Genomic DNA, 26886 nt, shown 5'->3' with positions numbered 1-26886 from the left:
TTCGCGATAAGGAGTCGACGTTTCAGCCCGTGGACGTGCCCGGGGTCGCGACTTGTCCGTCGGGTCCAGGGGGTGGGACACCCCCTAGCCCTTGACCGCTCCGGCGGTGAGGCCGGAGACGATGTACTTCTGCAGCCAGAGGAAGACCCCGACCGTGGGGACCGCGGTGATCAGCGTGGCCGCGGCGAACATGCCGAAGTTGGCGTTACGCCCGTCGCCGGAGATCATGCCGAACATGCCCACTGCGAGGGTCTTACTCTCCGGGTCGCGCAGAAAGATGTTGGCGATGATGAACTCGCTCATCGTGCCGATGAAGGCGAGCATCGCGGTGACCGCGATGATCGGCGTCACCAGGGGCAGGATGATCCGCCAGAAGACCTGCGCGTGCGTCGCGCCGTCGACCGTCGCCGACTCGTCGAGCTCCTTGGGGATCGTGTCCAGGAAGCCCTTCATCAGCCAGGTGTTCACACCGAGCGCGCCACCGAGGTAGAGCAGCATCAGGCCCCAGGCCGTGTTGAAGCCGAAGGCCGGATAGAGCTCGGTGACCTTCGTGAAGATCATGAAGATCGTCACGATCGCCAGGAACTGCGGGAACATCTGGATCAGCAGCAGCGCCAACAGGCCCGTCCGACGGCCGGAGAAGCGCATGCGGCTGAAGGCGTAGGCCGCGAACATGCTCAGCAGCAGGCTCGCGAACGAGGCGGCCAGCGCGATGAAGACCGAGTTGAGGAACCACCGCGCGAACGGGTAGACGTCGGAGCTGAACAGGTTGGCGAAGTTGTCCAGGCTCGCCCCGGTCGGCAACAGTTCCGAGGAGGCGAGCGTGCCCAGTGGGTTGATCGCCGCCGAGAACACGAACATGATCGGGAAGAGCGCGAACGCCACCACCGCGAGCACCACGAGATGGCGCCAGCCGACCTGCTTGAACCAGCGCGTCATGAGTACACCTCCTCCTGGCGGCGGGTCTGCCGGAACGTGATCGCCGAGACGACGGCCACGATCGCGAAGATGAAGACCGAGATCGCCGCGGCGAAGCCGAACTGTGCCGAGCCGGTGCCGAACGCCAGCCGGAACGTGTAGGTGATGAGCAGGTCGGTGGCTCCGACCTGGGGGCTTTCCGCCGGGAACGGGCCGCCCTGGGTGGTGAGCTGGATCGCGTTGAAGTTGTTGAAGTTGAACGCGAAGGAGGAGATCAGCAGCGGGGTGAGCGCCACCAGGAGCAGCGGCAAGGTCACCTTGCGGAAGGCGTACACCGGTGAGGCACCGTCGATGCCGGCCGCCTCCGTCAGCTCCCTGGGGATCGCCTGCAGCGCGCCGGTGGTCACCAGGAACATGTAGGGGAAGCCGAGCCAGAGGTTGACCAGGATGACCGCGAACCTGGCCGTGGTCGGCTCGCCGAGCCAGTCCAGGCTCAGCCCGAACATCTGGTTGATCAGGCCGAAGTCCCGGTTGAACATGTCCCGCCAGACCAGCAGCATCGCGAAAGCCGGCATCGCGTACGGCAGGATCAGGGCGATCCGGTAGATCTTCGTGCCCCGCATCCGCGGGTGGTGCAGCAACAGCGCCACCCCCATGCCGAGCCCGAACGTGGCGGCCACGGACGCCACCGCGAAGAACACGTTCCACACCAAGACGCCGAAGAAGTAGCCGGAGACGGCCGGGTCGGTGAGAGCCCGCGTGAAGTTGGCGAAGCCGACGTTGACCTGCCAGCCCTGCGGAAGGTTCTGGCCAGAGGAGTCCACGAAGAAGCCGCTGGACTCGTCGGCGACCCAGCGCTGGCCGTTCTCGGCGTCGACGACGCAGTCGCACGCGGCGTCGTAGGTCTTCTGCGCCCTGCCCTCGACGGCCCGGCTCAGGCCGTTGGCCTTGATGGCGCCGCCCGGGGTGGGGACGGAGAAGGCGGTGATCTCCGGTCCGCGCTCGGCCGCCTGCGGGGTGGTCAGGACGGTGTAGCCGGGAGCCTGCGTGACCTTGCCGCTGAGGCTGACCTTCGCGCCGGGGAGCGGGGTGAGCCCGTCCGCGGCGCCGACCTGGACCTGCTTGGTCTTGGTGTCGACCAGCAGGAAGACCAGCTCGTCACCCTTGAGCGCGGCGGTGAGGCCGTACTCGGGCGAGCCGGGCGCCTGCTGTACCGAGCCGGACTCGATCGCCGTGATCGCCGCCGGCTTGTCCCCGCGGTGGCCGTCGCCGAAGTTGGTGAAGGCCGTGGTCATCGTGTAGACGACCGGGAAGACCTGGAAGGCGATCAGGAAGATCGTGCCCGGCACCAGATACTTGGCCGGGACGTACCGGCGGCTCAGGTAGAGGTAGCCGATGACCGCGGTGACGACGCCCAGGACCGCGAGCGCGGCCCAGGCCTCGGTGGCGATCAGCGGGGGCACCGCGTAGAGCAGGACCGCCGCCACGACGCCGAGCACGGCGATCCTGCTCACCACGAAGGCCGTGGAGATCTCCCGTCGCCTGGGGGCCGGGCTGTGCTTTCCGGTCCCGCCCCGCGGCCCCGGCCGGGGAGGGCTCCCGCCCTCCCTGGCCGTCGTCAGCTCCGGAGTGGACATTCAGTCGTCCCTGATCAGTTCTTCAGCGAGCCGTCGATGGCCTTCTGCGCGGCGGCCGCGGCCTTGGCCGGGTCACCGCCCTTGACCACGGCGGTCTCGGCGATGCCGAAGGGCCCCCAGATGGCGGACATCTCGGGGATGGCCGGCATCGGGAAGCCGATCTTGCCTGCATCCATGAACTTGCCGGCGTCGGGGTCGGCGGCCTCGACCGCCTCCAGCGCGGCGGTCAGCGCCGGCGGACGGGGGTCGGCCTCGTAGAGGGCCTTGGCGACGTCGGGGTTGGTGACGTAGTTGCTCACGAACTCCTGGGCCAGGGCCTTGCTGCTGCCCTTGGAGGCGACGAAGAAGGACTGCACGCCGACGAACGGGGTCGCGGGCTTGCCCCCCTCGAAGCCCGGGACCGCGGTGATGTCGTAGCTCAGGCCGCTCTTCTTCACGTCGGCCATCGCCCACGGGCCGGAGATCAGGAAGGCGCACTTGCCCGCGGCGAAGTTCGGGATGGAGTTCTCGTTGGTGAGCGAGGTCTTCAGCGCGCCGTCGCCCTTCTCCCCGAGGTCCTTCAGTTTGCCGAACGCCGCGACCGAGCCCTCGGAGCCGACCAGGACCTGCTTGGGGTCGGGGTCGCCGGCGTCGGTGGTTCCGAACAGGGCGCCGCCACCCGAGGCGAAGATCGGGTAGATGTGGAAGGCGTCGCCGAGCTGGGTGACCGGCAGGCAGAGGATCTCCTTGACCTTGCCGTCCTTCTTCAGCTTCGTGCCGGTCTTGACCATTTCCTCGATGGAGGCCGGGGCGTCGGGGACAAGTTTGGTGTTGCGGATCAGCGCGATGTTCTCCACGGCGTACGGCGCGCCGTACACCTGGCCGTTGAAGGTGACCGCCTTCAGCGCGATCTCCGAGAACGACGACTTCTGCTCGGCGGTCAGGTTCACCGGGTCGATGGCACCGTTCTGGACCAGGTTGCCGATCCAGTCGTGCGCGCCGATCATCACGTCGGGGCCGCTGCCCTGCTGTGAGGCGGTGACGAAGGTCTGCTGGTTGTCGGCGCTGATCTCCTTCACCTCGACGGTGACACCGTTCTCGGTGCCGAACTCGTCGGCGAAGGGCTTCAGGGCCTTGATCCGGTTGGGGTCGGCCCAGATGACGAGCTTGCCGTTGCCCTTGTCCTTCGCGGGTGCCGAGGTGGCGGCCGTCTCGCTGGCGGCCGTCTCGCTGGGAGCCGCGGCATCAGGCGTCTCGCCGCCGCCACAGGCCGTGACGGCAAGAGCCAGGGCCGCCACCGCGGTGGCGGCACCCGCAACACGGACGCGCATGGGATCTCCTCGTGGTCTGTGAGGTTTTCGACATAAAGATCTTTTATGACCACTTTCACGCTTCGTGCCGCGCTTGAGTGATCTTGACCTTGATGTGACTTATGTTTCCGGGACGCTAGCGGCTGGTTGCAAGTTTTGGAAGAACTTGCGAAGCAGAGTTATCAGACCGCTATCTGGCCGTAGAAAGTCGCTTGCAATACATCCCTGAATCAGCCGATTTGTCCTGGTTTTGAAGATCGAAAATCGGAGGTTGACATCCTTGAGTACCTGAAATTTGCTGAAAGTCAGCTTGACGCTCCCAGAGCCGCGCGGGATCCTTCACCGGACATCACGGACACCCATCCGCGCCAACGGACATTGCGGGTAGCTGCGGTCCGGACCATCCCCGGGAGGAACAACCAGTGACCATCCTCGGCAACGACGACTGGTGGCGCGACGCAGTCGTGTACCAGGTCTACCCGCGCAGTTTCGCCGACGCCGACGGTGACGGCACCGGCGACCTCCAGGGTGTGCGGAGCAGGCTGCCGTACCTGAAGGTCCTGGGCGTGGACGCGATCTGGCTCAGCCCGTTCTACACCTCGCCCCTGGCCGACGGCGGCTACGACGTGGCCGACTACCGCGACGTGGACCCGCGCTTCGGCAGCCTCGGCGACTTCGACCAGATGATCGGCGACGCGCACGGACTGGGCATCCGGGTCATCGTGGACCTGGTGCCGAACCATTCCTCCAGCGCGCACCCGCGGTTCCAGGTGGCACTCGCGGCCGGGCCCGGCTCCCCCGAGCGCGACTGGTACATGTTCAGTGAGGGCTCGGGCGAGAGCGGCGAGCTGCCCCCCAATGACTGGGAGTCCATCTTCGGCGGCCCGGCGTGGACCCGGCTGCCCGACGGGCAGTGGTACCTGCACCTGTTCGCCCCCGAACAGCCCGACCTGAACTGGGAGAACCCGGAGGTCCGGGCCGAGTTCCGCGACATCCTGACCTTCTGGCTGGACCGGGGGGTGGACGGCTTCCGGGTCGACGTGGCGCACGGCATGATCAAGGCAGAGGGGCTGCCATCGGTCGGCCGGAGCAGCGACGAGAACGGCCGGCAGTCGGAGATGCTCGGCGACGAGGTCGTGCCGTACTTCGACCAGGACGGCGTGCACGAGATCTACCGCGAGTGGCGGCCGATCCTGGACAGCTACCCGGGAGGCCGGATCGCGGTCGCCGAGGCCTGGGTCGCCACGCCGCAGCGGCTGGCCCGCTACATCGGCGCGGAGGAACTGCACCAGGCGTTCAACTTCGACTTCATGATGGCCGACTTCCACGCCAAGTCGTTCCGCACCGTCATCGACAGGTCGCTGGCCGAGGCGGAGCTGGTCGGCGCACCCACCACCTGGGTGCTGTCCAACCATGACAAGTGGCGGCACGTGACCAGATACGGCGACGGCGAGGCGGGACTGCGCCGGGCCCGCGCGGCCACCCTGCTGATGCTGGCGCTGCCCGGCTCGGCCTACCTCTACAACGGCGAGGAGCTGGGCCTGCCCGAGGTCCTCGATCTCCCGGACGGACTGCGCGAGGATCCGGCGTTCCTCCGCACCGGGGAGAGCCGTGACGGCTGCCGGGTGCCGCTGCCCTGGGGCGGCACGGTGGAGGAGGGTTTCCGGTTCGGCCCGACGGGCGCCGCCAGGCCGTGGCTGCCGCAGCCGGCGTCCTGGGAGCCCCTCACCGCGGATGCCCAGGAGGACGCCCCGGACTCGACACTGAACTTCTACCGGACCGCGCTGCGGATCCGCAGGGAGCACCCGGCGCTCGGCGGCGGCCGGGTGGAATGGCTGGACTCGCCGGAGAACGTGCTGGTCATCGCGCGTGAGCCCGGCCTGGTCGTGGTGGTCAACATCTCCGACGGCCCGGTCAGCCCGGCGGAGCTCGGCCTGACCGGCGAGCCGCTGGTCTCCAGCGGCCCGCTCGGTGCGGACGGCTCGATCCCCGCCGACACCGCCCTCTGGCTCGCGGTCTGAAAGCTCACGGTCTGAGCGGCCTGAAGGGTCGCGAACCGGAGGGTCGCGACCCGGAGGCCGGCAGTCCGGAGGCCCACACCTCGGGTCGGATTCAGAACATATTTCAGGAAATTTCTGCAAGGCATTGCATAGATCATGTTCAGTGAGTAACTTCCGGGCAACACCCCCGAAACACTGACATATGTGGAGGCCTTGGTGGTCTGGCCGCTCCCCCCGCGGCACGTGGGCACGTCACGACCGGGCGCAGCCGCCCGGATCGCCGGGGCCGCCGTCGCGGCGGCCCTGCTCACGTCCTCGCTCGCTGTATCCGCCTCACCCGCCGCCGCACTCCAGGCGACCCCGGCCCCGGCCGGGGTCGCCTCCGCGCTGAGCCGTACGGCGGAGCCCTCCGACAGGGATCTCGCCCGCGACGCGCTCCGCGCCGACCTGAGCCGCGAGCGCTTCTACTTCGCGATGACCGACCGGTTCGCCAACGGCGACCCCGGCAACGACCGGGGCGGCCTGTCCGGCGACCGGCTCACCACCGGCTTCGACCCCACGCACAAGGGCTTCTACCAGGGCGGCGACCTCAAGGGACTGCTCGGCAAGCTCGACTACGTCAAGAACCTCGGCAGCACCGCGATCTGGATCACCCCCGCGTTCCGGAACCGCCCCGTCCAGGGCACGGGGGCGAACGCCTCGGCCGGCTACCACGGCTACTGGATCACCGACTTCACCAGGATCGACCCGCACCTGGGCACCAACGACCAGATGAAGCAGCTCGTGCGCGAGGCGCACAAGCGCGGCATGAAGGTCTTCTTCGACATCATCACCAACCACACGGCCGACGTGATCGACTACCGGGAGAAGACCTACTCCTACCGGTCGAAGGGGGCCTACCCCTACGTCGACGTCAACGGCGTGCCGTTCGACGACCGGAAGTACGCCGGCGGGAACACCTTCCCCAAGGTCGACACCGGCTCCTTCCCCTACACGCCGGTCGCGCCGAAGAACGCCAAGACCCCGGCGTGGCTGAACGACCCCACGATGTACCACAACCGGGGCGACTCCACCTTCAGCGGCGAGAACGACCAGTACGGTGACTTCTTCGGCCTCGACGACCTGTGGACCGAACGGCCCGAAGTCGTCAACGGCATGATCGACATCTACAAGACCTGGGTGCGCGACACCGGCCTCGACGGCTTCCGCATCGACACCGCCAAGCACGTCAACATGGAGTTCTGGGAGAGGTTCTCCCCCGCCCTGCGCGGCTACGCGGCCAAGCTCGGCAACAAGCGGTTCTTCATGTTCGGCGAGGTCTACTCCAGCGACCCCGCCTTCACCAGCCGCTACTCCACGCGCGGCGGGATGAACGCCACCCTGGACTTCCCGTTCCAGGAGGCCGCCCGCTCCTTCAGCGGCGGTACGGCCGGAGCGGCCCGGCTGGCCCGGCTCTTCGCCGACGACGACTACCACACCGACGCCGACGGCAACGCGGCCTCGCTGCCGACCTTCCTCGGCAACCACGACATGGGCCGCATCGGACGGTTCATCACCCAGGACAACCCCGGGGCACCCGACTCCGAGCTCCTGCGCAGGGACCTGCTCGCCCACGAGCTGATGTATCTCACCCGCGGCCAGCCGATCATCTACTACGGCGACGAGCAGGGCTTCACCGGCAAGGGCGGTGACCAGGACGCCCGCCAGCCGATGTTCGCCTCGAAGGCCGACAGCTACCTGAGCGACAACCTGATCGGCACCACGGCCACCCACGCCCAGGACAACTTCGTCCCCAGCCACCCGCTCTACCAGGGCATCTCCGCCCTGGCGAAGCTCCGCGACGCCCACCCGGCCCTGGCCGACGGCGCCCAGATCGAGCGCCTGGTCTCAGACGGCGTCTACGCGTTCTCCAGGATCGACGCCAAGGAGCAGATCGAGTACATCGTCACGGTCAACAACGCCAAGCAGGCGGCCACCGTGAGCGTGCCGACCTTCTCGGCGAACGCGGCCTTCACCAAGGTGTACGGCACGGCCCCCGCGGCGCTCACCACGGGCGTCGACACCGGTCTGGCGGTGACCGTCCCCGCCCTGTCCGCGGTGGTCTACAAGGCTTCGGCGAAGCTCGCCACCCCGGCGACGACCCCGGCCGTCTCGGTCGCGCTGCCCGGCGCCGAGATCCGGGGGACGGCCGAGGACGGCCGGATCCCGGTCACCGCGACCGTGCCGGGAACCGGCTTCGACCAGGTCACCTTCGCCGCCAAGGTGGGCAGCGGAAGCTGGACTGTGCTCGGCACCGACGACGCGCCCAACACCTCGGGCGGGAGCCGTACCTTCCGCGTCTTCCACGACCTGCGCGACATCCCCGCGGGCACGCAGATCACCTACAAGGCGGTCGTGAAGGACTCCGCGGGCAGGTTCGCCTCGGCGACCGTGGCGGCCGCCGTCGGCCCCGAACCCACCCCGGAGGAGCCCGGCGCGGTCAAGCGCGACTGGCTGGTCGTGCACGACCAGCGCGAGAACCCGGACGGCTGGGGCCTGCACGTCTGGGGCGACGTCGAGACGCCCACCGAGTGGGGCAGCCCGCTCCCGCTGACCGGCGAGGACTCCTACGGCAGGTTCGCCTGGATCAAGCTGAAGCCCGGGGCCGCCAACGTCGGGATCATCATCCACAAGGGCGACGAGAAAGACGGCGGCGACCGGATCGTCAACCCCGCCAGGACCGGCGAGGTCTGGCTGGCGGCGGGCAACCCCGACACCCACGCCTCCCGCGCGGCCGCCCAGGGCTACGCGACCGTCCACTACAGCCGCCCCGGCAAGGACTACGACGGCTGGGGCCTGCACCTGTGGGGCGACGCGCTCGCCGACGGGGTGTCCACCGAGTGGGCCACACCGCGCCCGCCGGACGGCACCGACTCCTACGGCGCGTTCTGGAAGATCCCGCTGAAGAACGCCTCCGGCCCGCTGAACTACATCATCCACCGGGGCGACACCAAGGACCCCGGCCCCGACCAGTCCTTCACCCCGGCACTGCAGGCGGACGCCTACGTCAACTCCGGCGTGGCGAAGATCCATCCGACCCGGGCGGCGGCCGAGAACGTCGCGCTCCTGCATTACCACCGGCCGGATGGGAATTACGAGGGCTGGGGACTACATCTCTGGGGTGACGTGGCCACTCCCACCGAGTGGGTCACCCCGCTCCGACCGGCGGGCGAAGACGGGTTCGGAGTCTACTTCCGCGTCCCCCTGACCGAGGGGGCGAAGAACATGAACTACATCATCCACAGGGGTGATGAGAAGGACCTGCCGGACGACCAGACACTGGACCTCACCGCCGTCGGCAACGAGGCCTGGCGGGTGGCGGCCACCGCCGGTTACCTGCTGCCCCAGCCCTCCGCCGGCGGCGCGGACGCCGACCTCACCAAGGCGGCGGCACACTGGATCGACCGGAACACCGTCGCCTGGAAGGTGGAACCGTCCCCCTCGCTCCACCACTCCCTGGCCTTCTCGGAGAAGGGCGACATCTCCTACGCCAAGGGCGACCTCACCGGCGACCTGCGGATCATCCGGCTTGTCCCCGGGACGCTCACCGACGCGCAGAAGGCGAAATGGCCGCACCTGGCCGGCCACGCCGCGTTCACGGTGGACCCGCGTGACACCGGACTGGTCGGGAAGGCGCTGCGCGGCCAGGTCGTGGCCGTCGAGCGGGACGCCACCGGCGCCCTGCTCAGCGCCACCGGCGTGCAGATCCCCGGCGTGCTCGACGACCTCTACGCCAAGGCCACCGGCGCCGAACTCGGCCCGGCCACGCACGGAGCCGTCCAGCTGTCGGTCTGGGCGCCCACCGCGCAGAAGGTCGAGCTGGCCCTCTACCGCGACGCCACCGGCGCCGGCCGCACCGTCCACGCGATGCGGCGCGACGACGAGAGCGGCGTCTGGTCGGTGCGGGGACCGGCGACCTGGAAGGGGAGCTACTACACCTTCCTCGTCACGGTCTACGCGCCCGCCGCCGGAAAGGTCGTCACCAACGAGGTGACCGACCCCTACAGCCTGTCGCTGGCCGCCGACTCGGTCCGCAGCCAGCTCGTGGACCTCTCCGACAAGTCCCTGGCACCCGACGGCTGGCCGTCACTGCCCAAGCCGAAGGCCGTGCCCCAGGACCGGGCGTCGATCTACGAGCTGCACGTGCGTGACTTCTCCGCCTCCGACACCTCCGTCCCCGCCGCGCAACGCGGCACCTACGCGGCGTTCACCGGAGACTCCGCCGGGATGAAGGAGCTGCGCGGGCTCGCCAAGGACGGCCTGACCCACGTGCACCTGCTGCCGGTCTTCGACATGGCGACCATCCCCGAGAGGAAGGCCGACCGCAGCGAGCCGGACTGCGACCTGGCCTCGATGCCCGCCGACTCCGAGGAGCAGCAGGCCTGCGTTGCCAAGGTCGCGGCCAAGGACTCCTTCAACTGGGGCTACGACCCGCTGCACTACACCGTCCCCGAGGGCTCCTACGCCTCCGACCCGGCCGGCTCCGGCCGGATCAAGGAGTTCCGGGGCATGGTGGCGGGGCTGAACAGGGCCGGGCTGCGGGTGGTCATGGACGTGGTCTACAACCACACCCACGCCGCCGGACAGGACCCCACCTCGGTGCTCGACCGCATCGTGCCCGGCTACTACCACCGGCTGCTCGACGACGGCACCGTGGCCACCTCCACCTGCTGCGCCAACACCGCGCCCGAACACGCGATGATGGGCAGGCTCGTCGTCGACTCCATCGTCACCTGGGCGCGCGAGTACAAGGTGGACGGCTTCCGGTTCGACCTGATGGGCCACCACCCGAAGGCGAACATGCTCGCGGTCCGCAAGGCGCTCGACAAGCTGACCCTCGCCAAGGACGGCGTGGACGGAAAGTCGATCATCCTGTACGGCGAGGGCTGGAACTTCGGCGAGGTGGCCGACAACGCCCGCTTCGAGCAGGCCACCCAGCTCAACATGGCGGGCAGCGGGATCGGCACCTTCAATGACCGCCTGCGTGACGCGGTACGCGGCGGCAGCCCGTTCGACGCCGACCCCCGGATCCAGGGCTTCGGCTCGGGCCTGGCCGGCGCGCCCAACGGCTCCCCCGCCAACGGCACGGCCGAGCAGCAGCGGGACCGCCTCCTGGGTTACCAGGACCTGATCAAGGTGGGGCTGACCGGCAACCTGCGCGACTACACCTTCACCGCCTCCGGCGGCAGGCAGGTCAAGGGCTCGGAGGTCGGTTACAACGGCTCTCCGGCCGGCTACACCGCCTCACCGGGCGAGGCCGTGACCTACGTGGACGCCCACGACAACGAGACGCTGTTCGACGCGCTGGCCTACAAGCTGCCGCAGGCCACCTCGATGGCCGACCGGGTGCGCATGCAGTCGCTCTCCCTGGCCACCGCCGTACTGGGACAGGCCACCTCGTTCGTCCACGCGGGCAGCGAGCGGCTCCGCTCCAAGTCCCTCGACCGTAACTCCTACGACTCCGGCGACTGGTTCAACCGGCTGCTGTGGGACTGCTCGAAGGGCAACGGCTTCGGCGCGGGCCTGCCTCCCAAGGCCGACAACGAGGACAAGTGGGCCTACGCCAGGCCGCTGCTCGCCGACCCGGCGCTCCGGCCGGACTGCGCGGCGATCGGCTCGGCCCGGGCCGCGTACGGCGAGCTGCTGAAGATCCGTTCCTCCTCCCCCGCCTTCGCGCTCGGCTCCCTGGCCGAGGTGCAGAAGCGGCTGACCTTCCCCACCAGCGGCACCGCGGAGACCCCCGGTGTCGTGACCATGCACCTGGACTCCTCGGGCATCGACCCGCGCTGGAAGTCGATCACCGTCGTCTTCAACGCGACCCCTTCGGAGCAGCCGCAGACCGTGGCCGCACTGAAGGGCGCCCAGGTGACGCTCCATCCCGTCCAGACGGCCGGCGACGACGCCACCGTGAAGCAGTCGACCTTCGACCCCGCCACCGGCACGCTGACGGTCCCGGCCCGTACGGTCGCCGTCTTCGTGCGGTCCTAGAGCAGATCCTGGAAAAACGCCGGGCCGGGTGTTGCAGCACCCGGCCCGGCAAGGGAATCCGTCCATCGATCCTGGAGGCCCCCCGCATGAGATCCTACAAACTGCTCGTCGCCACGGCGTTGAGCGCTCTGGTGAGCGCCCTCGTGGTGGTGCCCGTCGCGCTCAGCGCCCCCGCCCAGGCGGCGCCGCCCACGCCCGGCCCGATCGTCAAACTGTGGAGCTGGAACTGGAACTCGGTCGCACGCGAGTGCACCGACGTGCTCGGCCCCGCCGGGTACGGCGCGGTCCAGGTCTCCCCGCCGGGCGACTCGATGAGCAAGGGCGGCTCGGTCTGGTGGGACATCTACCAGCCCGCCCGCTACACCCTCGCCAGCAAGTTCGGCGACGAGAACGCGTTTCGGAACATGGTGAACACCTGCCACGCCGCGGGCGTCAAGGTCCACGCCGACGCGGTCTTCAACCACATGACCGGCCAGGGCAGCACCAGCTACGGCGGCTACACCTTCAGCAAGTACAACTATCCCGGCCTCTACTCCGCCGCCGACTTCCACTCCCCCACCTGCACGATCAACGGCTCCGACTACACCAACGACGGCTGGCGGGTGCAGAACTGCGAGCTGGTCGGCCTGGCCGACCTCAACACCGGTTCCGACTACGTCCGCAACCAGATCGCCGGCTACCTCAACAAACTGACCTCCCTCGGCGTGGACGGCTTCCGCATCGACGGCGCCAAACACATCAGCCCCACCGATCTGGCCGCCATCAAGGCCAAGCTGACCGGCTCGCCGTACATCCACCAGGAGGTCATCTACGGCGCCGGCGAGGCGATCACGCCGAGCCAGTACACCGGGATCGGCGACGTGCACGAGTTCGTCTACGGGCGCAAGCTCAAGGAGCAGTTCGCCGGCCAGATCAAGAACCTGCAGTCCTTCGGCCAGAGCTGGGGCCTGTCGGTGCCCAGTGACAAGGCCGTGGTCTTCATCGACAACCACGACACCGAGCGCAACGGCTCCACCATGAACTACAAGTACGGCGACGCCTACAAGCTGGCCAACGTCTTCATGCTGGCCTGGCCGTACGGCACGCAGCGGGTCTACTCCGGCTTCACCTGGAGCAACAGCGAGGCCGGCCCCCCGTCGGCCAACGGCGGGTTCGTCACCGACACCAACTGCGGCAACGGCCAGTGGACCTGTTTCCACCGCCAGATGACCGGCATGGTCGGCTTCAACCGGGCCGTCGCCGGCACTTCCGTCGGCAACTGGTACGACAACGGCAACAACGTGATCGCCTTCAGCCGGGGCGCCAAGGGCTGGGTCGCGATCAACAACGAGGGCGGCTCCGTCACCCGCACCTTCACCACCGGCCTGCCCGCCGGAACCTACGCCAACGACCTGGGCGGCGCCGCGGTGACCGTGAGCTCGGGCGGCACCGCCTCGGTGACCGTCCCCGCCAAGGGCGCGGTCGCGATCCACGTGGGCGGCTCGGGTCCCAGCCCCAGTCCGACGGTCACCCCGGGCAAGGTCGCCACCTCCTTCAACGCCACCGTGACGACGGTCTGGGGCCAGAACGTCTTCGTCGTCGGCGACGTCGCCGAACTGGGCTCCTGGAACCCGGCGAACGCGGTCGCGCTGTCGTCGGCGGCCTACCCGGTCTGGAAGGCCACGGTGAACCTGCCCTCCGGCACGACGGTCTCCTACAAGTACATCAAGAAGAACCCCGACGGCTCGGTGACCTGGGAGAGCGACCCCAACCGCTCCTTCACCACCCCGTCCGGCGGCACCGCGACACGTAACGACACCTGGCGCTGACCCGGTGGTCCGGCGCGCACCCGGGCGCCCCCGACACTCGACCGAGGAAACTCATGCGCTCACCATCCCGCCGCGCCGCCAGAGTGCTGGTCGCGGCCGCCTTCTCCCTGACCTCCGCCGCCGTCCCACTGTCGGCGGGGCTGGCCGCCAACAGCGTCACCGTCTACTACGCCACCGGCTGGGCCACCGCCAACATCCACTACCAGCCCACCGGCGGCTCCTGGACACCCGTCCCCGGCGTCGCCATGAACGAGACCGCCTGCGCCGGCTGGAAGAAGAAGACCGTCGATCTCGGGTCCGCCAACGGGCTCAAGGCCGCCTTCAACAACGGCTCCGGCACCTGGGACAACAACAACGGCGCCGACTACACCCTCGGCACCGGGACCGTGAAGGTCTCCGGCGGCCAGGTGACGGCCGGTGACCCCTGCTCGGGAGGGGAACCCGGCAAGCAGGCCGTCGTCTACTTCTACAAGAAGACCAGGGGCTGGGCCACCGCCAACATCCATTACCAGCCCACCGGCGGCTCCTGGACACCCGTCCCCGGCGTCGCCATGAACGAGGCGTCATGCGCCGACTGGGCCAGGAAGACCGTCGACCTGGGCTCGGCCACCGGCATGAAGGCCGCCTTCAACAACGGCTCCGGCACCTGGGACAACAACAACGGCGCCGACTACACCCTCGGCACCGGCCTGACCACCGTCAAGGACGGGGTGGTGCGCGCCAACGCCCCCGAACCGTGCGTCCCCGAACCGCCGGACACCACCGCCCCCTCCCGGCCCACCGGGCTGACGGCCACGGCCGAGGGCACCACCGTCAGGCTGAGCTGGAACGAGGCCACCGACAACGTCGGCGTGACCGGATACGAGATCACCCGCAAGAAGGGCTCCGAAGCCCCGGTGACGTTCAGCACCGGCACCAACACCGTCTACACCGACGCCCGGCTGGAGGCGCAGACCACCTACACCTACACGGTCAAGGCCCGTGACGCCGCGGGCAACATCTCCGAGGCGAGCGCCGCGGCCTCGGCGAAGACCGGCGACGCCCCACCGGCGCCGACCAAGGGCTCACCACTGGGCGGCGACCCGCGCGAGGACTCCATCTACTTCGTGATGACCGCCCGCTTCAACGACGGTGACCCGTCCAACAACCGCGGCGGCAGCCAGCATGTCACCTCCGGCAACGCCAGGAACAACGACCCGATGTTCCGCGGCGACTTCAAGGGCCTGATCGACAAGCTCGACTACATCAAGGGCCTGGGTTTCTCCGCACTGTGGATCACCCCGGTCGTGCTGAACCGCTCCGACTACGACTTCCACGGCTACCACGGCTGGGACTTCTACCGGGTCGACACCCGGCTGGAGAGCCCCGGCGCGACCTACCAGGACCTGATCAACAAGGCGCACGCCAAGGGGATCAAGATCTTCCAGGACGTCGTCTACAACCACAGCTCCCGATGGGGCGCCAAGGGCCTGTTCGTCCCCCCGGTCTGGGGCGCACGCGACGAGCAGTGGAAGTGGTTCTACAGCAAGAAGGTGCCCGGCAAGGAGTACGACCCGATGGAGGAGCACCAGGGCGACGACCCGGAGATGACGGCCAAGCAGAACGAGATGGCCAAAGGCAGGCCGTACAACGGCGACCTGTGGTCCACCACGGCGCCCGCCGGCAACACCTGCAAGGACTACGGCACACCCACCCAGGCGAAGAGCCCCGAGGGCTTCACCATCTACAACTGCCAGTGGCCGAGCCCGACCTCCGGAATGTTCCCCTCCGCTTACTATCACCAGTGCTGGATTGGCAACTGGGAGGGCGCGGACTCCAAGAGCTGCTGGCTCCACGACGACCTGGCCGACCTCAACACCGAGAGCAAGGTCGTGCAGGACTACCTGATCGGCGCCTACAACAGGTACATCGACATGGGCGTCGACGGCTTCCGCGTCGACACCGCCGTGCACGTCTCGCGGCTCATGTGGAACCGCCGCTTCCTGCCCGCCCTGCAGCAGCACGCGGTGGCCACGCACGGCGACAAGGGCAAGGACTTCTACGTCTTCGGCGAGGTCGGAGCCTTCGTCAACGACAAGTGGAACCGCGGCTCGGTCAACCACTCCGCGCAGTTCTACACCTGGAAGGAGCGGAAGGAGTTCAGCGCCGACGACGCCAAGGCGGTCGTCGAGCAGTACGACTACGAGAACCTGATGGGCACCGGCAACCAGCCCGTCAGCGACAACGCCTTCCTGCGCGGCAACACCTACCACGCGCCCGACCACTCCAGGTTCTCCGGCATGAACGTCATCGACATGCGCATGCACATGAACTTCGGTGACGCGCCCAACGCCTTCAACAACGGCAAGGACTCCGACGACAGCTACAACGACGCCACCTACAACACCGTCTACGTCGACTCCCACGATTTCGGCCCCAACAAGTCCAGCGAGCGCTACACCGGCGGGACCGACGCGTGGGCGGAGAACATGTCGCTGATGTGGACCTTCCGCGGCATCCCGACGCTCTACTACGGCTCGGAGATCGAGTTCCAGAAGGGTCAGAGGATCGACTGCGGACCGACCTGCCCGCTGGCGACCACCGGCCGCGCCTACTACGGCGACCACCTCGCGGGCAGCGTCACCGCCCCCGGCTTCGGTATCGTCTCCTCCGCCACCGGCGCGGTGGCCCAGACGCTGGACAAGCCGCTGGTCAAGCACCTGCAGCGGCTCAACCAGATCCGCCGGGCCATCCCGGCCCTGCAGAAGGGCCAGTACTCGACCGAGGGCGTCACAGGCCAGATGGCCTACAAACGCCGCTTCACCCAGGGGACGGTGGACAGCTTCGTGCTGGTCTCGGTCTCCGGGGGCGCCACCTTCACCGGCATCCCGAACGGCACCTACGTCGACGCGGTCACCGGTGACAGCAGGACGGTGACCGGCGGGACGCTCACGATCGCCGCCGGAGGCAAGGGCAACCTGCGGGCCTACGTCCTGTCGCTGCCCGGCAACCCCGCGCCCGGCAAGATCGGCGCGGCGGGGCCGTACCTGAAGTAGTCCCGATTCCGAGGAGAGCGCGGCGGGGACATCCCCGCCGCGCTCTCGCCTTACTCCACGCGTCAGGTCAACAGCTTCGCCAGGCCCGGGTAGTCGGTGACGATCCCGTCGTGGTCAAAGGCGAGGTCGGCGCTGAAGCCCTCGCTCTCGTAGCGCACGGCGTTGGGGCCGAGATGGGTGTAGCGCTGGGGGTGGTGTATCACCTGCAGGTGGGGGACCCCGACCCAGGCCATGACGAAGTCCATCCGCCCCTCGCACGTGTTGAGGCCGTGACGGAGCACCGGCATGGTTTTCGTCAGCGGTGAGAGCCCGAGGTCGCAGTCGAGCGCGTCATTCAGAACTCTCATGTCCCCGCCGGGCGGCGGTCCGTCAAGATCCCCCTCCTCCTTCGTCTCGCACGACCAGGTGCCGCGGGCGGAACGGCGCAGGTCGAGGGCCCGGGACCAGCCCGGGCCGTGAGCCCGTACGGACAGCATCTCGGTCATGTACCCGGGTAAGGTCCGCAAGGTGTAGGCCAGCCGGTAGGGCACCGGGTCCGTGCCGATCGCCACGCCGACCGCAGTCAGCTCCGGCCCGAGGTCCACCTCCGCGTATTCGGCGCCCCTATCCTTCATCCACACGAGCCCGCGCATCCCGGCCCCCCTCTGCCGGCCTCCGGTCGCCCTTCCGCGAGATGGCCGACGGCACGGGCGTACCCCGGCAGGCGAGCCTGGACCGCCGTACCGGTCCAAGAACGTCAAAAAAGACGTATCCCCCGGGCTCGTCCGGCAAGGCCCGCCACCCGGGGCCGGGCTGTCAGCTCGGTAAGGGCGGCCTGGAGGTCGTCAAGCTGTCCGAGGGTTCCTTGTGTAAGAGAATCACTCCGCAGGTCCGCGGTCGAGCAGCGACTGGACCAGCGCGCCGTACTCCTGGATCAGGCTTTCGCTGTCCGTCACCTCCGGTCCCAGCAGGTCGAAGGTGCGCAGTCCGCCGGCCAGGCCGAGCAGCATGCACAGCACGAGGTGGGTCTGCCTCAGGTCCGGGGAGGTGTCGCCGATCATCTTCGCCACGCCGTTGAGATAGCGCGTCCGCATCTCCGCCCGGGTGGCCCCCGGGTCCGGGGCGTCGTGGACCAGCAGGGGGGCCATCGCCCACGGTTCGGCGGCGTTGTCATCCCGCCGCGTGACGATGTTGCGCACCAGCCGGTATCCCACCGGCTCGTCGGTCTTCCCGTCTTCGTCGGTGGACGGCATGGGCGGGGCGGCCACCGAGTACAGCTGCGCCTTGCTGCCCATCACCTTCATCACCATCGCGGGCGAATATCCGGCCAGTTCGGCCACGTCCTTGATCGTGGTGGACGTGTAACCGCGTTCGCCGAACAGCCGGCGGGCGGCGGTGATGATGGCGTCGCGGGTGGGACTCTCGTTCACGAGATCACCATCGATTCCCGAGTGTCCTCGATGTCGAAGTCGATGACGACGGACTGGGACATGACGGCGATCTGCCGCGCCCGGGTGTGCCCGCCGTACGGGGCCATCATGGTCAGGACGTAACGTCCGACCGGGGGCAGAGCCAGTTCGTAGCAACCGGTCGTGTCGCTGAACACGGTGGAGACGCACTCCCCGGTGGGTTTCGTCAGCGCGACCAGGCCGTGGTCCAGGGCTAGGGTGCCGGCGCTCAGCCGGCCCGAGATCGTCAGTCGTTCGGACAGGCGGATGCGGTGCCTGGTCTCCGGGTCCAGGAACTCCAGCACCTCCGAGTGCGGCGCCCACCCGTCTGCGCTGGTCACCACCAGGTATCGGCCCGGTCCGGGCAGCACCAGGGAGAATGCGCCATCATTGTCCGCCCGGCTCCAGTCGACTGCTTCACCATGGGTGTCCAGGATAGTGACCACCGCCTGCCGGATCGGGCGCAGGTCCTCCCGCAGCACGGTACCGCTGACCATGATCTCCTCACCGCCGGCCTCCGCGGCGCGGGCGGGAGCGGTGTCCGCGCCGGACCTTCCGGCACCGGGCAGCGTCGCCGCGGTGACCGCGGCGTCGCCGGTGACGCTGGTGACGCCGCGCCGAGGGATGAACAGGGCGACGGCGGCTGCGGCGAGGGCCGCGACGGACGCGGACCAGAAGACGTTCTTGAAGGCGCCCAGGGTCGGCAGGGTGAGCGGGCCCGCCTGGAAGGTCATGGAGGTGAGGATCGCGGCCACCACGGCGCTGGAGGTGGCGGTTCCGAAGGAGCGCAGCAGCGAGTTCAGCCCGTTGGCCGAGGCCGTTTCGGTGATCGGCACCGAGCGCATGATCAGCGTCGGCATGGCTCCGTAGGCGATCGTGGTGCCGATGTTGACCACGACCGCACCCAAAATGATCATCGCTATCGAGCCGGTCAGGAACACCCGGCCGGCGTAGGCCGCGGCGAGGATGACCGCGCCCGTGATCAGGGTGGTCTGGGCGCCGAAACGTCTGGTGATGGCCGCCGAGACCGGGGACAGCACGACCATGGCGATGCCTGCGGGGACCATGCACAGTCCCGCCGTCAGCACGCCGAGTTCGAGGCCGTATCCGGAGATCTTCGGCATCTGCAGCTGCTGGGTGGTGGACAGCATGTTCGCGTACATGGCGAAGCCCACCAGGACGGAGGCGACGTTGGTCAGCAGGACCGGACGGCGCGCCGAGGTCCGCAGGTCCACCAGCGGATGGTTGACGCGCAGCTCGTAGGGGAACCAGATCGCCAGCACGACGACCGCGGTGATGAACACCAGGATGGTCGGCTCGCTGCCCCAGCCCCAGCTCCCGCCCTTGGAGATGGCGAGCAGCAGGGCGGCGAGCGCGATCGAGAGCAGGACGGCGCCGAGGAAGTCGAACCTGCCGCGGGTGCGGACCGCGGATTCCGGGACGATCGCGAGGACGGCGCCCATCAACAGGACGCCCACCACGGCGGAGAACCAGAAGTTCGCCTCCCAGCCCAGGTGTTCGTAGATGACACCGGAGAGTGGCAGGCCCAGGGCGCTGCCGATCCCCAGGGTCGCGCTCATCAGCGCGGTGGCTGAGGCGACCTTCTCCTTCGGCAGCTCGTCACGGAGGATGCTGATGCCCACGGGGATCAGGGATATCGCGAATCCCTGCAGGGCGCGGCCCGCGACGAGTGCGGGGAAGTCGCCGCCGATGGCCGCGGTCAGGGAGCCGATGACCATCATTGTCATCGACGCGATCATCATCCGCCGCTTGCCGAACATGTCCGCCAACCGCGAGACGATCGGGGTGGCGACGGCGCTGGTCAGCAGCGTGGCGGTGATCAGCCAGGAGGCGTCGTCCGTGCTGACGCCCAGGATCTCGGGGAAGTCGGGGAGCAGGGGGACCACCATCGTCTGCTGCAGTGCGACGACGGTGCCGGTCAGGCAGAGGATCACGGTGATCAGGCCACTCGGCCTACGTTTTACGTGTCGGGCCGAGGGCGCGGACAATGTGGTCCCTCCAGGGAACATGGCTGGTGAATGACGATTCACCAGCCAGTGAACCACCATTCACCGCCTGGTGCAAAACCTGTCACTCCCCCACGGAAGCCCTGCGGAGGTGACCGGCGCCCGCCCCGTGAAGCCCGGAACAACCCCTGGACACCTCGGCCAATGGACTTCCCGTCACTGCCGCGACCCGTCAGGATTGGCCGTGTGAACCGCACAGCCGTACGTCTGGGAGTGCTCCTGCTGGCCGGAGCGGCGGTGGCGGCCGTGCTCCTCGCGCTGCTGACACCTTTCTCATCCGGGTCCTCCGACGAGGTCCGGGCGGGGCGGTTACCCGACGTCCGGGTCGACCGGCTGAGCGAGCGCGACCACGTGCTCACGATCGCCTCCGCCGCGCTCGGCCGGGAGGGCCGGGTCCGGGTGCTGCTGCCCGAGGGCTGGCGGCCGGATTCGGGACCGTGGCCGGTGCTGTATCTGCTGAACGGCTGCTGCCAGTCCGACTACGACGCCTGGGCCACCCAGGGAGAGGCCGCCAGGCTCACCTCCCGCTATCCGGCGATCGTGGTCATGCCGGAGGGCGGCGAGGTCGGCTTCTACTCCGACTGGCGCGAGGGGCCCGGCTGGGAGACCTTCCACCTCACCGAGGTCCGCCAGATCCTGGAGCGCGACTACGGCGCCGGGGACCGGCGGGCGGTGGCGGGAACGTCCATGGGCGGGTTCGGCGCGATGTCCTACGCGGCCCGCCATCCCGGCATGTTCCAGGCCGCCGCCTCCTTCTCCGGCGTGCTGCACACCCGGGACGGCAACGGCGGCGTCGACTGGCTGCTCAACCGCAACGGCCAGGACTCCAGGAAGCTCTGGGGCGGTCCGCGGGATCCCGAATGGGCCGCGCACAACCCGGCCGACCTGACCGGGAGGCTGCGCGGGGTGCGGCTCTTCGTCTCCTGCGGGGACGGCTCTCCCGGCCCACTTGACTCCCCCGCCACCCCCGGGGACGAGGGGGAGGCGTCCCTGTTCCGCCAGGCCATCACGTTCGTCGAGCGCGCCAGAGCGGACGGCGCCGAAGTGGCGGTCGACTTCTACGGGCCCGGCACGCACAGCTGGCCGTACTGGCAGCGCGGCCTGGAACGCGCGCTCCCCCTGCTCATGGGTTCCCTCGGCGTCACGATCTGACAATCTGTCACGCTCCGTTACAATGAAGTGGCATTTAGTCACTTAAGGTTATCTAAGTAGCGATTGATCCCCAGCGGTTCTGGCTATGAGACCCAGTAACCAATCGGTCCTGAATCACGGGGGAGCACGATGACGAACTTCGACCAGATCAAGGGCAAGGTCAAGGAGGCCGTTGGCGAGGCGGCCGACAACGACAGCCTGGCCAACAAGGGCCGGATGGACCGGGCCAAGGGTAAGGCGAAGGAAGCGGCGGACAAGGCCAAGGACAAGGCCAAGAAGGCCGCTGACGAGAAGCGCGGCCACTTCGCCGAGTAGGGATCGCTCCCGAACGTCGGGCGCCGCGGACGGCATGGATGCCGTCCGCGGCGCCTTCCGTGTTGAGCCTCCAACCTGCGCGGAAAGTTAAGTCGGACGACTCTGGACGTTCAGCTCGGACACCTCTGTCCGGCACCCCTCGTGACTAGCGTCCGTCAAACACCCCAGTTCAGGGACGTTTGCCGTATGTCATGAGGAGCCACCTTGCGCGTCTTGGCCGTTGTCCCCGCCCGTGGAGGTTCGGTGGGTGTCCCACTGAAGAACCTGGCCGCGGTGGGCGGAACTCCCCTGGTCGCCCGTGCGGTGAAGGCCTGTGTGCGGGCCGAGCTGGTCGACGGGGTAGTGGTCAGCACCGACCACGCGGAGATCGCCGCCGTGGCCCGCGAGGCCGGAGCGACCGTGATCGACCGGCCGCAGGAGCTGAGCGGCGCGACCGCCTCCAGCGAGTCGGCCGTGCTGCACGTGCTCGACCAACTGGCCGAGACCCCCGACGTGGTCGTCCTGGTGCAGTGCACCAGCGCGTTCATCGACCCCGCCGACCTGGACACCGCCATCGCCAAGGTCCTCGACGGCCCCGCCGACGTGGTGTTCTCCGGGCTGGAGACGCACGAGTTCCTGTGGAGCGCCGGCGGCGCGGGTGTCAACCACGACCCGTCCTTCCGCCCTCGCCGCCAGGACCGCGAGCCGCACTTCCGCGAGACCGGCGCGTTCTATGTGATGCGCACCGAGGGCCTGCGCGAGCACGGACACCGCTTCTTCGGCTCCGTCGCCGTGCAGGCGGTGCCGTCGCGGCACGCCGTCGAGGTCGACACCCCCGAGGATCTGGAGATCGTCCGGGCGCTGGCGCCGTTCGTGGACCGGCCCGAGCCGATCGACGTGGACGCCGTGATCACCGACTTCGACGGGGTGCACACCGACGACCGCGCCTACATCGACCAGGACGGCCGCGAGATGGTCGCGGTCAGCCGCTCCGACGGCATGGGCATCGCGTTGCTGCGCCGGTCCGGGGTCAAACTGATGATCATGTCCACCGAGCACAACCCGGTGGTCGCCGCCCGCGCCCGCAAGCTGGGCGTTCCGGTCCTGCAGGGCTTGACCGACAAGCGGACCGTACTGCGCGACTGGCTGGCCATCGAGGGGCTGGACCCGGCCCGTGTCGCCTACGTCGGCAACGACGTCAACGATCTGGGCCCGATGGGCGAGGTCGGCTGGCCCGTCACGGTCCCCGACGCCCACCCGCGGGTCCGCGCCGCCGCCCGGACCATGCTCACCAGGCCCGGTGGGGCCGGAGCCGTACGGGAGCTGTGCGACCGGGTCCTCGCGGCCCGCCCGGACACCGAGGCGGCACCCGCGCCCGCCCCCCGTACCGAGCTGCGGATCACCCCGGTCGCCAGACCGGTCCAGATCGGCGACGCGCTGATCGGCGCCGGTCAGCCGGTCTACGTGATCGGCGAGATCGGCATCAACCACAACGGCGACCTGGACATCGCGCGCAAACTGATCGACGTGGCGGCCGAGGCGGGCTGCCAGGCGGTCAAGTTCCAGAAGCGCACGCCGGAGATCTGCGTGCCGCTGGAGCAGCGCGACCAGATCCGGCATACTCCGTGGGGCGAGATGACCTACATGGAGTACAAGCTCAGGACCGAGTTCGGCCGGGACGAGTACGCCGAGATCGCCAGGTACTGCCAGGAGCGGGGCCTGCACTGGTTCGCCTCTCCGTGGGACGTGCCGTCGGTGGACTTCCTGGAGTCCATGGGCGTGATCACCCACAAGATCGCCTCGGCCTGCGTGACCGACCTGGAGCTGCTCCGCGCGCTCGCCGCCACCGGCAAGCCGCTCATCCTGTCCACCGGCATGTCCACGCTGGAGGAGATCGACCGGGCGGTGGAGATCCTCGGCACCTCCAGGCTGGTGCTGATGCACGCCACCTCCACCTACCCGCTCCCCCCGGAGGAGGCCAACCTCCGCACGATCGCCACCCTCCAGGAGCGGTACGGCGTGCCGGTCGGCTACTCCGGCCACGAGCGCGGCCTGCAGATCTCGCTCGCGGCGGTGACACTGGGCGCGGTCACCGTGGAACGGCACATCACGCTTGACCGCACCATGTGGGGCTCCGACCACGCTGCCTCACTGGAGCCGGCCGGCCTGGAGCACCTGGTCCGCGACATCCGCGTCATCGAGACCGCTCTCGGTGACGGCGTCAAGCGGGTCTTCCCCGGCGAGGAGGCCCCCAAGTCCCGCCTGCGCCGCGTCACCGTATAGCGGGATCTGGCCCCACGCGGCCGGTTCGGCGCACCGAACCGGCCGCGACAGCTCAGCGTGCCCGGCCCAGCGCGCCGAGATACCGGCGCATCTGGCGCTTGGCCCGGTAGCCGACGCGCAGCACGTTGGGCGGGACCTCGACACGCAGGCGGGCACGGCGCCGGGCGGCGGCGTACCGCGGGCCGTCGAGCAGGGACCGGGCGGGTGCCAGGCGTCCCGCGCGGAGCCGGGCGACCAGCGTGACCATGTGGGACACCCAGTCGCTCTCCCCCCGCCGGTGGAAGTAGTTGGCCTGGCACCAGGTCTTCTCCGGAGTGCGGAAACGGCTCTCGGACAGGTCGTCCAGGGTGCCGAGCAGGCCGCTGCCCTCGAAGACCAGGTTGATCATCTCGGCGCCGACCCCGAAGTCCGAAAGCACCAGCAGGGGCACCGACTGGGCGATCGCCTCCAGCGCGGCGGTCGAGCTGACGGTGACGAATCCGGCCGCGTGCGCCAGGTGTTCGTGCATGGGCCCGGCGGCGAAGCGCACGGCGCCGGGACGCACCTGGCCGCCGTCGGCCAGCGACTGCCACAGCCGCTGGTAGTGGTGGCGCTCGTTGTGGGTCTGCCGCTCGGTGTCCAGCGCGCGGAGCTTGACCACCACGTCGAGATCCGGCCGCCGTCCGGCCAGTTCGGCCAGCGCGAGCAGGATCCGTTCGCGCTCTTCCCTGCGCCGGGGCACCTTGGCCTGGGTCGCGAACACCACCCGGTTGCGCGGGCCGGTGACGGGGACATCCTCACCGCTGTGCAGGAACGGCAGCCGGGTCAGGCCCACCGCCCCACCCCCGCCCAGCTCACGGCCGATCGCCGAGAACTCCGCGACCTCCCGCTCGCTGTGCAGGACGAGCAGGTCGCATCCGCTGCGGAACACCCACGCCTTCTCGGTCGCCGGGATGGAGATCCCCGGCAGCCCGGAGATGAACACCGGCCTCGGCACCAGGCCGGCGAGTACCTCGCTGACCAGCACGTCCACCACGGGTCCTGTGCAGGCGACCAGCACCACGTCGGGTCTGAGCCGCTCGGCCGCCCTGCGCAGCGCCCGGGCCGACAGCACGGGCGGATCGGCGACCGCACCCGCGACGGCCGCGTGGATCTGGGCCGGGGAGGGTGTGATGGGAGTACGGATCACCGTCAGCTCCGCCGTACAGCTCGAAGGAAGATCATCGAGCAGATGGGCGGCCCACTTCAGATAGGAATCCGAGTCGGCCACGGCCAGGACCTTCAACCTGTTACTCCAGTGTCGTGATGGGCGAACATCGACAGGTGGGAACGGAGCGAGGGCACCGCCCGGGCGGTCCACCACGCGTCGGGGACGTCCACTGCCTCCACGGCGACGCCCCGGGCCGTGAGCAGGACCCGCAGGGAGGTGACCGCGGTGGACGGCAGGCTCAGCACCCGCTGTCCGGCCGCCAGCCCTCGCAGGGTCATCTCGGCGGGGATCCCGCCGTCGTAGACGGTGATCCCGGGCTGTTCCCCGACCAGGGCGAGATCGTGGAGGTCCTCCCGGCGGTGCGGGAAGTAGGCCACCGGCTCGGACGAGCCGAGCTCGGCCAGCCAGCTGAGGTAGGGGTCGCGGTGGATCAGGCCGTTGCGGACCAGCGAGGTGCCGAGCACGACGGTCCGCTCCTCGGGGGCCGGCCTGCGCAGGGGCTGTGACCGCAGCCACGCGAAGTCGTGGATGATCAGCTCCGCACCCCTGTCCCGTACGGCCTGCGCCAGCTCGGCGGGGACGGGCAACGCGGTGAAGATCGACAGTCGGCCGGATCGGGAGGCGGCGCGCAGTCGGAGGGCTGCGGCCGTTCCGAGGGCGGTCCGCAGGGGACCGACGGCGGTGCGGGCCCGCAGCAGCGGCGTCCAGATCCGCCCGGCGAGCAGTTCCAGGAGCCTGATGGTGGCCAGGCCGTCGTCGACGATCACGATCCGGCCGGGAAGGGTGGTGAGCCAGCCCGCCTGGACCTTGCCGGAGAAGGCGTCGCCGACCGCCCAGGTCGTGCCCCGTTGGGGCCTGGGCATCTCGGACTCGGGCCCGCCCAGTTCCAGGCCCGGAGGCAGATCCAGCCGGGAGATCTCGCGACGGGTGACGGCCAGTGGGCGCAGCCCCGCCCGGGGCGCCATCCGGGCGTGGGCACCGAGCAGTCCGGCGTGGCAGGCCTCCACGGCGCAGAGCATCTGCAGTGGGGACTCCACCCAGGCAACGGCCGAACCCTGCTCCCGCGCGTGGCCTCGACCGTCCTCCACGCCGGGCGATGACCCGTTCACGACCGCCTCACCGTAACCGGGACGGCTTACACGCCTGGGAACTGCGGGTGAACACCCGGACACGCCGTTCTGCGCGCCCGGATCGGGGCGACCACGCGCGGGTTCAGGGTGACGCGGTCAACCGGCTGCCGCAGCCGACGCGGGTCCGGCCCACGGCGAAATCTCCTCGAATGCGATCGTTTCCGCAGGTAAAACGGCCCTCATCAAAAAGATCTACGTTTATGGTGAAACCCCGGGGTGTGAGGTATGCAACACAGCGGCCTTTCGCCGGTGTCGCCGCTCCGAAACGCCTATCCCACAGGCGTTCCCGGCTTCAACAGGCCATCCGGCACAGACTTGTCGATCTTGAGGGCGCCCCAGGCTTTCCCCCTCGATGCACACCTATTCCCAAGCCGTGGCAATTTGTACCACTTGTAACCGTTTGTCCTTTTCGCGTAGCTTCTATCTCACATCTGGTGACCGCCCAAGTTCTTCAGCTACACGTCACCATCACATTGCCCGTCCGCGCTCTATCGGAGCGGATCACTCCACCCGATGAGCACGGCCGCCGAATCCGCGGATCCCGCGGAACCGGGGAACCACTTTTTTGGGGTGAATCAGCGCTTAGTGCGCTGTAGGGCACTTCCCAGCCCGAACCCGTCAGCTAACCCGGTAGGCGGCATGAGAAGCGAAGCAAGGAGTCTCACCCCTC

General features: G+C 69.0%; 15 protein-coding genes and 1 riboswitch. Of the genes, 7 read left to right on the top strand and 8 right to left on the bottom strand.

Going from position 1 to position 26886, the window contains the following annotated elements; genetic code table 11:
- Positions 1 to 84 precede the first annotated feature (84 nt).
- From ACIN94_RS21030 to ACIN94_RS21020, 3 genes are read right to left on the bottom strand one after another with little or no spacing between them, the layout of a single operon-like run.
- On the bottom strand, positions 85 to 939 hold the full coding sequence (locus tag ACIN94_RS21030) for a sugar ABC transporter permease (RefSeq protein WP_400708414.1): 855 nt from the start codon (positions 937 to 939) through the stop codon (positions 85 to 87).
- Complete coding sequence (locus ACIN94_RS21025) at positions 936 to 2555, bottom strand: ABC transporter permease subunit (protein WP_400708412.1); 1620 nt, start codon at positions 2553 to 2555, stop codon at positions 936 to 938. The genes ACIN94_RS21030 and ACIN94_RS21025 overlap by 4 nt, the downstream gene beginning before the upstream one ends.
- A gap of 14 nt (positions 2556 to 2569) precedes the next feature.
- Positions 2570 to 3865 carry an extracellular solute-binding protein gene (locus ACIN94_RS21020; RefSeq protein WP_400708410.1) on the bottom strand — a complete coding sequence of 432 codons (1296 nt, stop codon included), beginning with the start codon at positions 3863 to 3865 and terminating at the stop codon, positions 2570 to 2572.
- Between the two features lie 401 nt (positions 3866 to 4266).
- Between ACIN94_RS21020 and ACIN94_RS21015 the strand changes: the two genes are divergently transcribed.
- From ACIN94_RS21015 to ACIN94_RS21000, 4 genes are all read left to right on the top strand, one after another.
- Entirely contained in the window at positions 4267 to 5865 is a 1599-nt protein-coding gene (locus ACIN94_RS21015) for a glycoside hydrolase family 13 protein (protein WP_400708408.1), read from the top strand.
- A 183-nt stretch (positions 5866 to 6048) separates the two neighbouring features.
- Complete coding sequence (pulA, locus tag ACIN94_RS21010; protein WP_400708406.1) at positions 6049 to 11871, top strand: pullulanase-type alpha-1,6-glucosidase; 5823 nt, start codon at positions 6049 to 6051, stop codon at positions 11869 to 11871.
- An 86-nt stretch (positions 11872 to 11957) separates the two neighbouring features.
- Positions 11958 to 13679 (top strand): carbohydrate-binding module family 20 domain-containing protein, encoded by a 1722-nt coding sequence (locus tag ACIN94_RS21005; protein ID WP_400708404.1) that lies wholly within the window; start codon positions 11958 to 11960, stop codon positions 13677 to 13679.
- A 53-nt stretch (positions 13680 to 13732) separates the two neighbouring features.
- Positions 13733 to 16714 carry a carbohydrate binding domain-containing protein gene (locus tag ACIN94_RS21000; protein WP_400708402.1) on the top strand — a complete coding sequence of 994 codons (2982 nt, stop codon included), beginning with the start codon at positions 13733 to 13735 and terminating at the stop codon, positions 16712 to 16714.
- A 62-nt stretch (positions 16715 to 16776) separates the two neighbouring features.
- Here ACIN94_RS21000 and ACIN94_RS20995 read toward each other — a convergent pair whose 3' ends face one another.
- From ACIN94_RS20995 to ACIN94_RS20985, 3 genes are all read right to left on the bottom strand, one after another.
- Complete coding sequence (locus ACIN94_RS20995) at positions 16777 to 17346, bottom strand: putative glycolipid-binding domain-containing protein (RefSeq protein ID WP_400708400.1); 570 nt, start codon at positions 17344 to 17346, stop codon at positions 16777 to 16779.
- Between the two features lie 225 nt (positions 17347 to 17571).
- Positions 17572 to 18123, bottom strand: a complete 552-nt coding sequence (locus ACIN94_RS20990) for a TetR family transcriptional regulator (protein ID WP_400708398.1) — start codon at positions 18121 to 18123, stop codon at positions 17572 to 17574.
- Positions 18120 to 20096 carry an MFS transporter gene (locus ACIN94_RS20985; RefSeq protein ID WP_400708396.1) on the bottom strand — a complete coding sequence of 659 codons (1977 nt, stop codon included), beginning with the start codon at positions 20094 to 20096 and terminating at the stop codon, positions 18120 to 18122. Before ACIN94_RS20985 ends, ACIN94_RS20990 begins: the two co-directional genes overlap by 4 nt.
- Positions 20097 to 20354: 258 nt before the next feature.
- On the opposite strand from ACIN94_RS20985, the gene ACIN94_RS20980 reads away from it, so the two are divergent.
- From ACIN94_RS20980 to ACIN94_RS20970, 3 genes are all read left to right on the top strand, one after another.
- Positions 20355 to 21320, top strand: coding sequence for an alpha/beta hydrolase (locus ACIN94_RS20980; RefSeq protein ID WP_400708394.1), 966 nt, complete (start codon positions 20355 to 20357; stop codon positions 21318 to 21320).
- Positions 21321 to 21449: 129 nt separating this feature from the next.
- Positions 21450 to 21635, top strand: coding sequence for a CsbD family protein (locus ACIN94_RS20975; protein WP_400708392.1), 186 nt, complete (start codon positions 21450 to 21452; stop codon positions 21633 to 21635).
- Between the two features lie 204 nt (positions 21636 to 21839).
- Positions 21840 to 23897: an N-acetylneuraminate synthase family protein gene (locus tag ACIN94_RS20970; RefSeq protein WP_400708390.1), complete on the top strand. Its 2058-nt coding sequence runs from the start codon at positions 21840 to 21842 to the stop codon at positions 23895 to 23897.
- Between the two features lie 52 nt (positions 23898 to 23949).
- On the opposite strand, the gene ACIN94_RS20965 is transcribed toward ACIN94_RS20970, so the two are convergent.
- Together ACIN94_RS20965 and ACIN94_RS20960 are read right to left on the bottom strand one after the other, a co-directional pair.
- Complete coding sequence (locus ACIN94_RS20965) at positions 23950 to 25146, bottom strand: DUF6716 putative glycosyltransferase (protein WP_400708388.1); 1197 nt, start codon at positions 25144 to 25146, stop codon at positions 23950 to 23952.
- Between the two features lie 11 nt (positions 25147 to 25157).
- Positions 25158 to 26195, bottom strand: a complete 1038-nt coding sequence (locus tag ACIN94_RS20960; RefSeq protein ID WP_400708386.1) for a hypothetical protein — start codon at positions 26193 to 26195, stop codon at positions 25158 to 25160.
- A 535-nt stretch (positions 26196 to 26730) separates the two neighbouring features.
- Positions 26731 to 26867, top strand: a riboswitch (cyclic di-AMP (ydaO/yuaA leader).
- Positions 26868 to 26886: the final 19 nt, after the last annotated feature.

Origin of the sequence: Streptosporangium sp. NPDC087985 (genome assembly GCF_044741965.1) — a bacterium.
Classification (GTDB): domain Bacteria; phylum Actinomycetota; class Actinomycetes; order Streptosporangiales; family Streptosporangiaceae; genus Streptosporangium.
Note: the sequence above shows the minus strand (reverse complement) of the source record. Positions and strands in the feature narration are given on the sequence as shown.

What these genes read in the sequence shown, in the direction of transcription:
- ACIN94_RS21030 (WP_400708414.1), bottom strand. Translation starts at nt 939, where the DNA reads ATGACGCGCTGGTTCAAGCAGGTCGGCTGGCGCCATCTCGTGGTGCTC.
- ACIN94_RS21025 (WP_400708412.1), bottom strand. Translation starts at nt 2,555, where the DNA reads ATGTCCACTCCGGAGCTGACGACGGCCAGGGAGGGCGGGAGCCCTCCC.
- ACIN94_RS21020 (WP_400708410.1), bottom strand. Translation starts at nt 3,865, where the DNA reads ATGCGCGTCCGTGTTGCGGGTGCCGCCACCGCGGTGGCGGCCCTGGCT.
- ACIN94_RS21005 (WP_400708404.1), top strand. Translation starts at nt 11,958, where the DNA reads ATGAGATCCTACAAACTGCTCGTCGCCACGGCGTTGAGCGCTCTGGTG.
- ACIN94_RS21000 (WP_400708402.1), top strand. Translation starts at nt 13,733, where the DNA reads ATGCGCTCACCATCCCGCCGCGCCGCCAGAGTGCTGGTCGCGGCCGCC.
- ACIN94_RS20995 (WP_400708400.1), bottom strand. Translation starts at nt 17,346, where the DNA reads ATGCGCGGGCTCGTGTGGATGAAGGATAGGGGCGCCGAATACGCGGAG.
- ACIN94_RS20975 (WP_400708392.1), top strand. Translation starts at nt 21,450, where the DNA reads ATGACGAACTTCGACCAGATCAAGGGCAAGGTCAAGGAGGCCGTTGGC.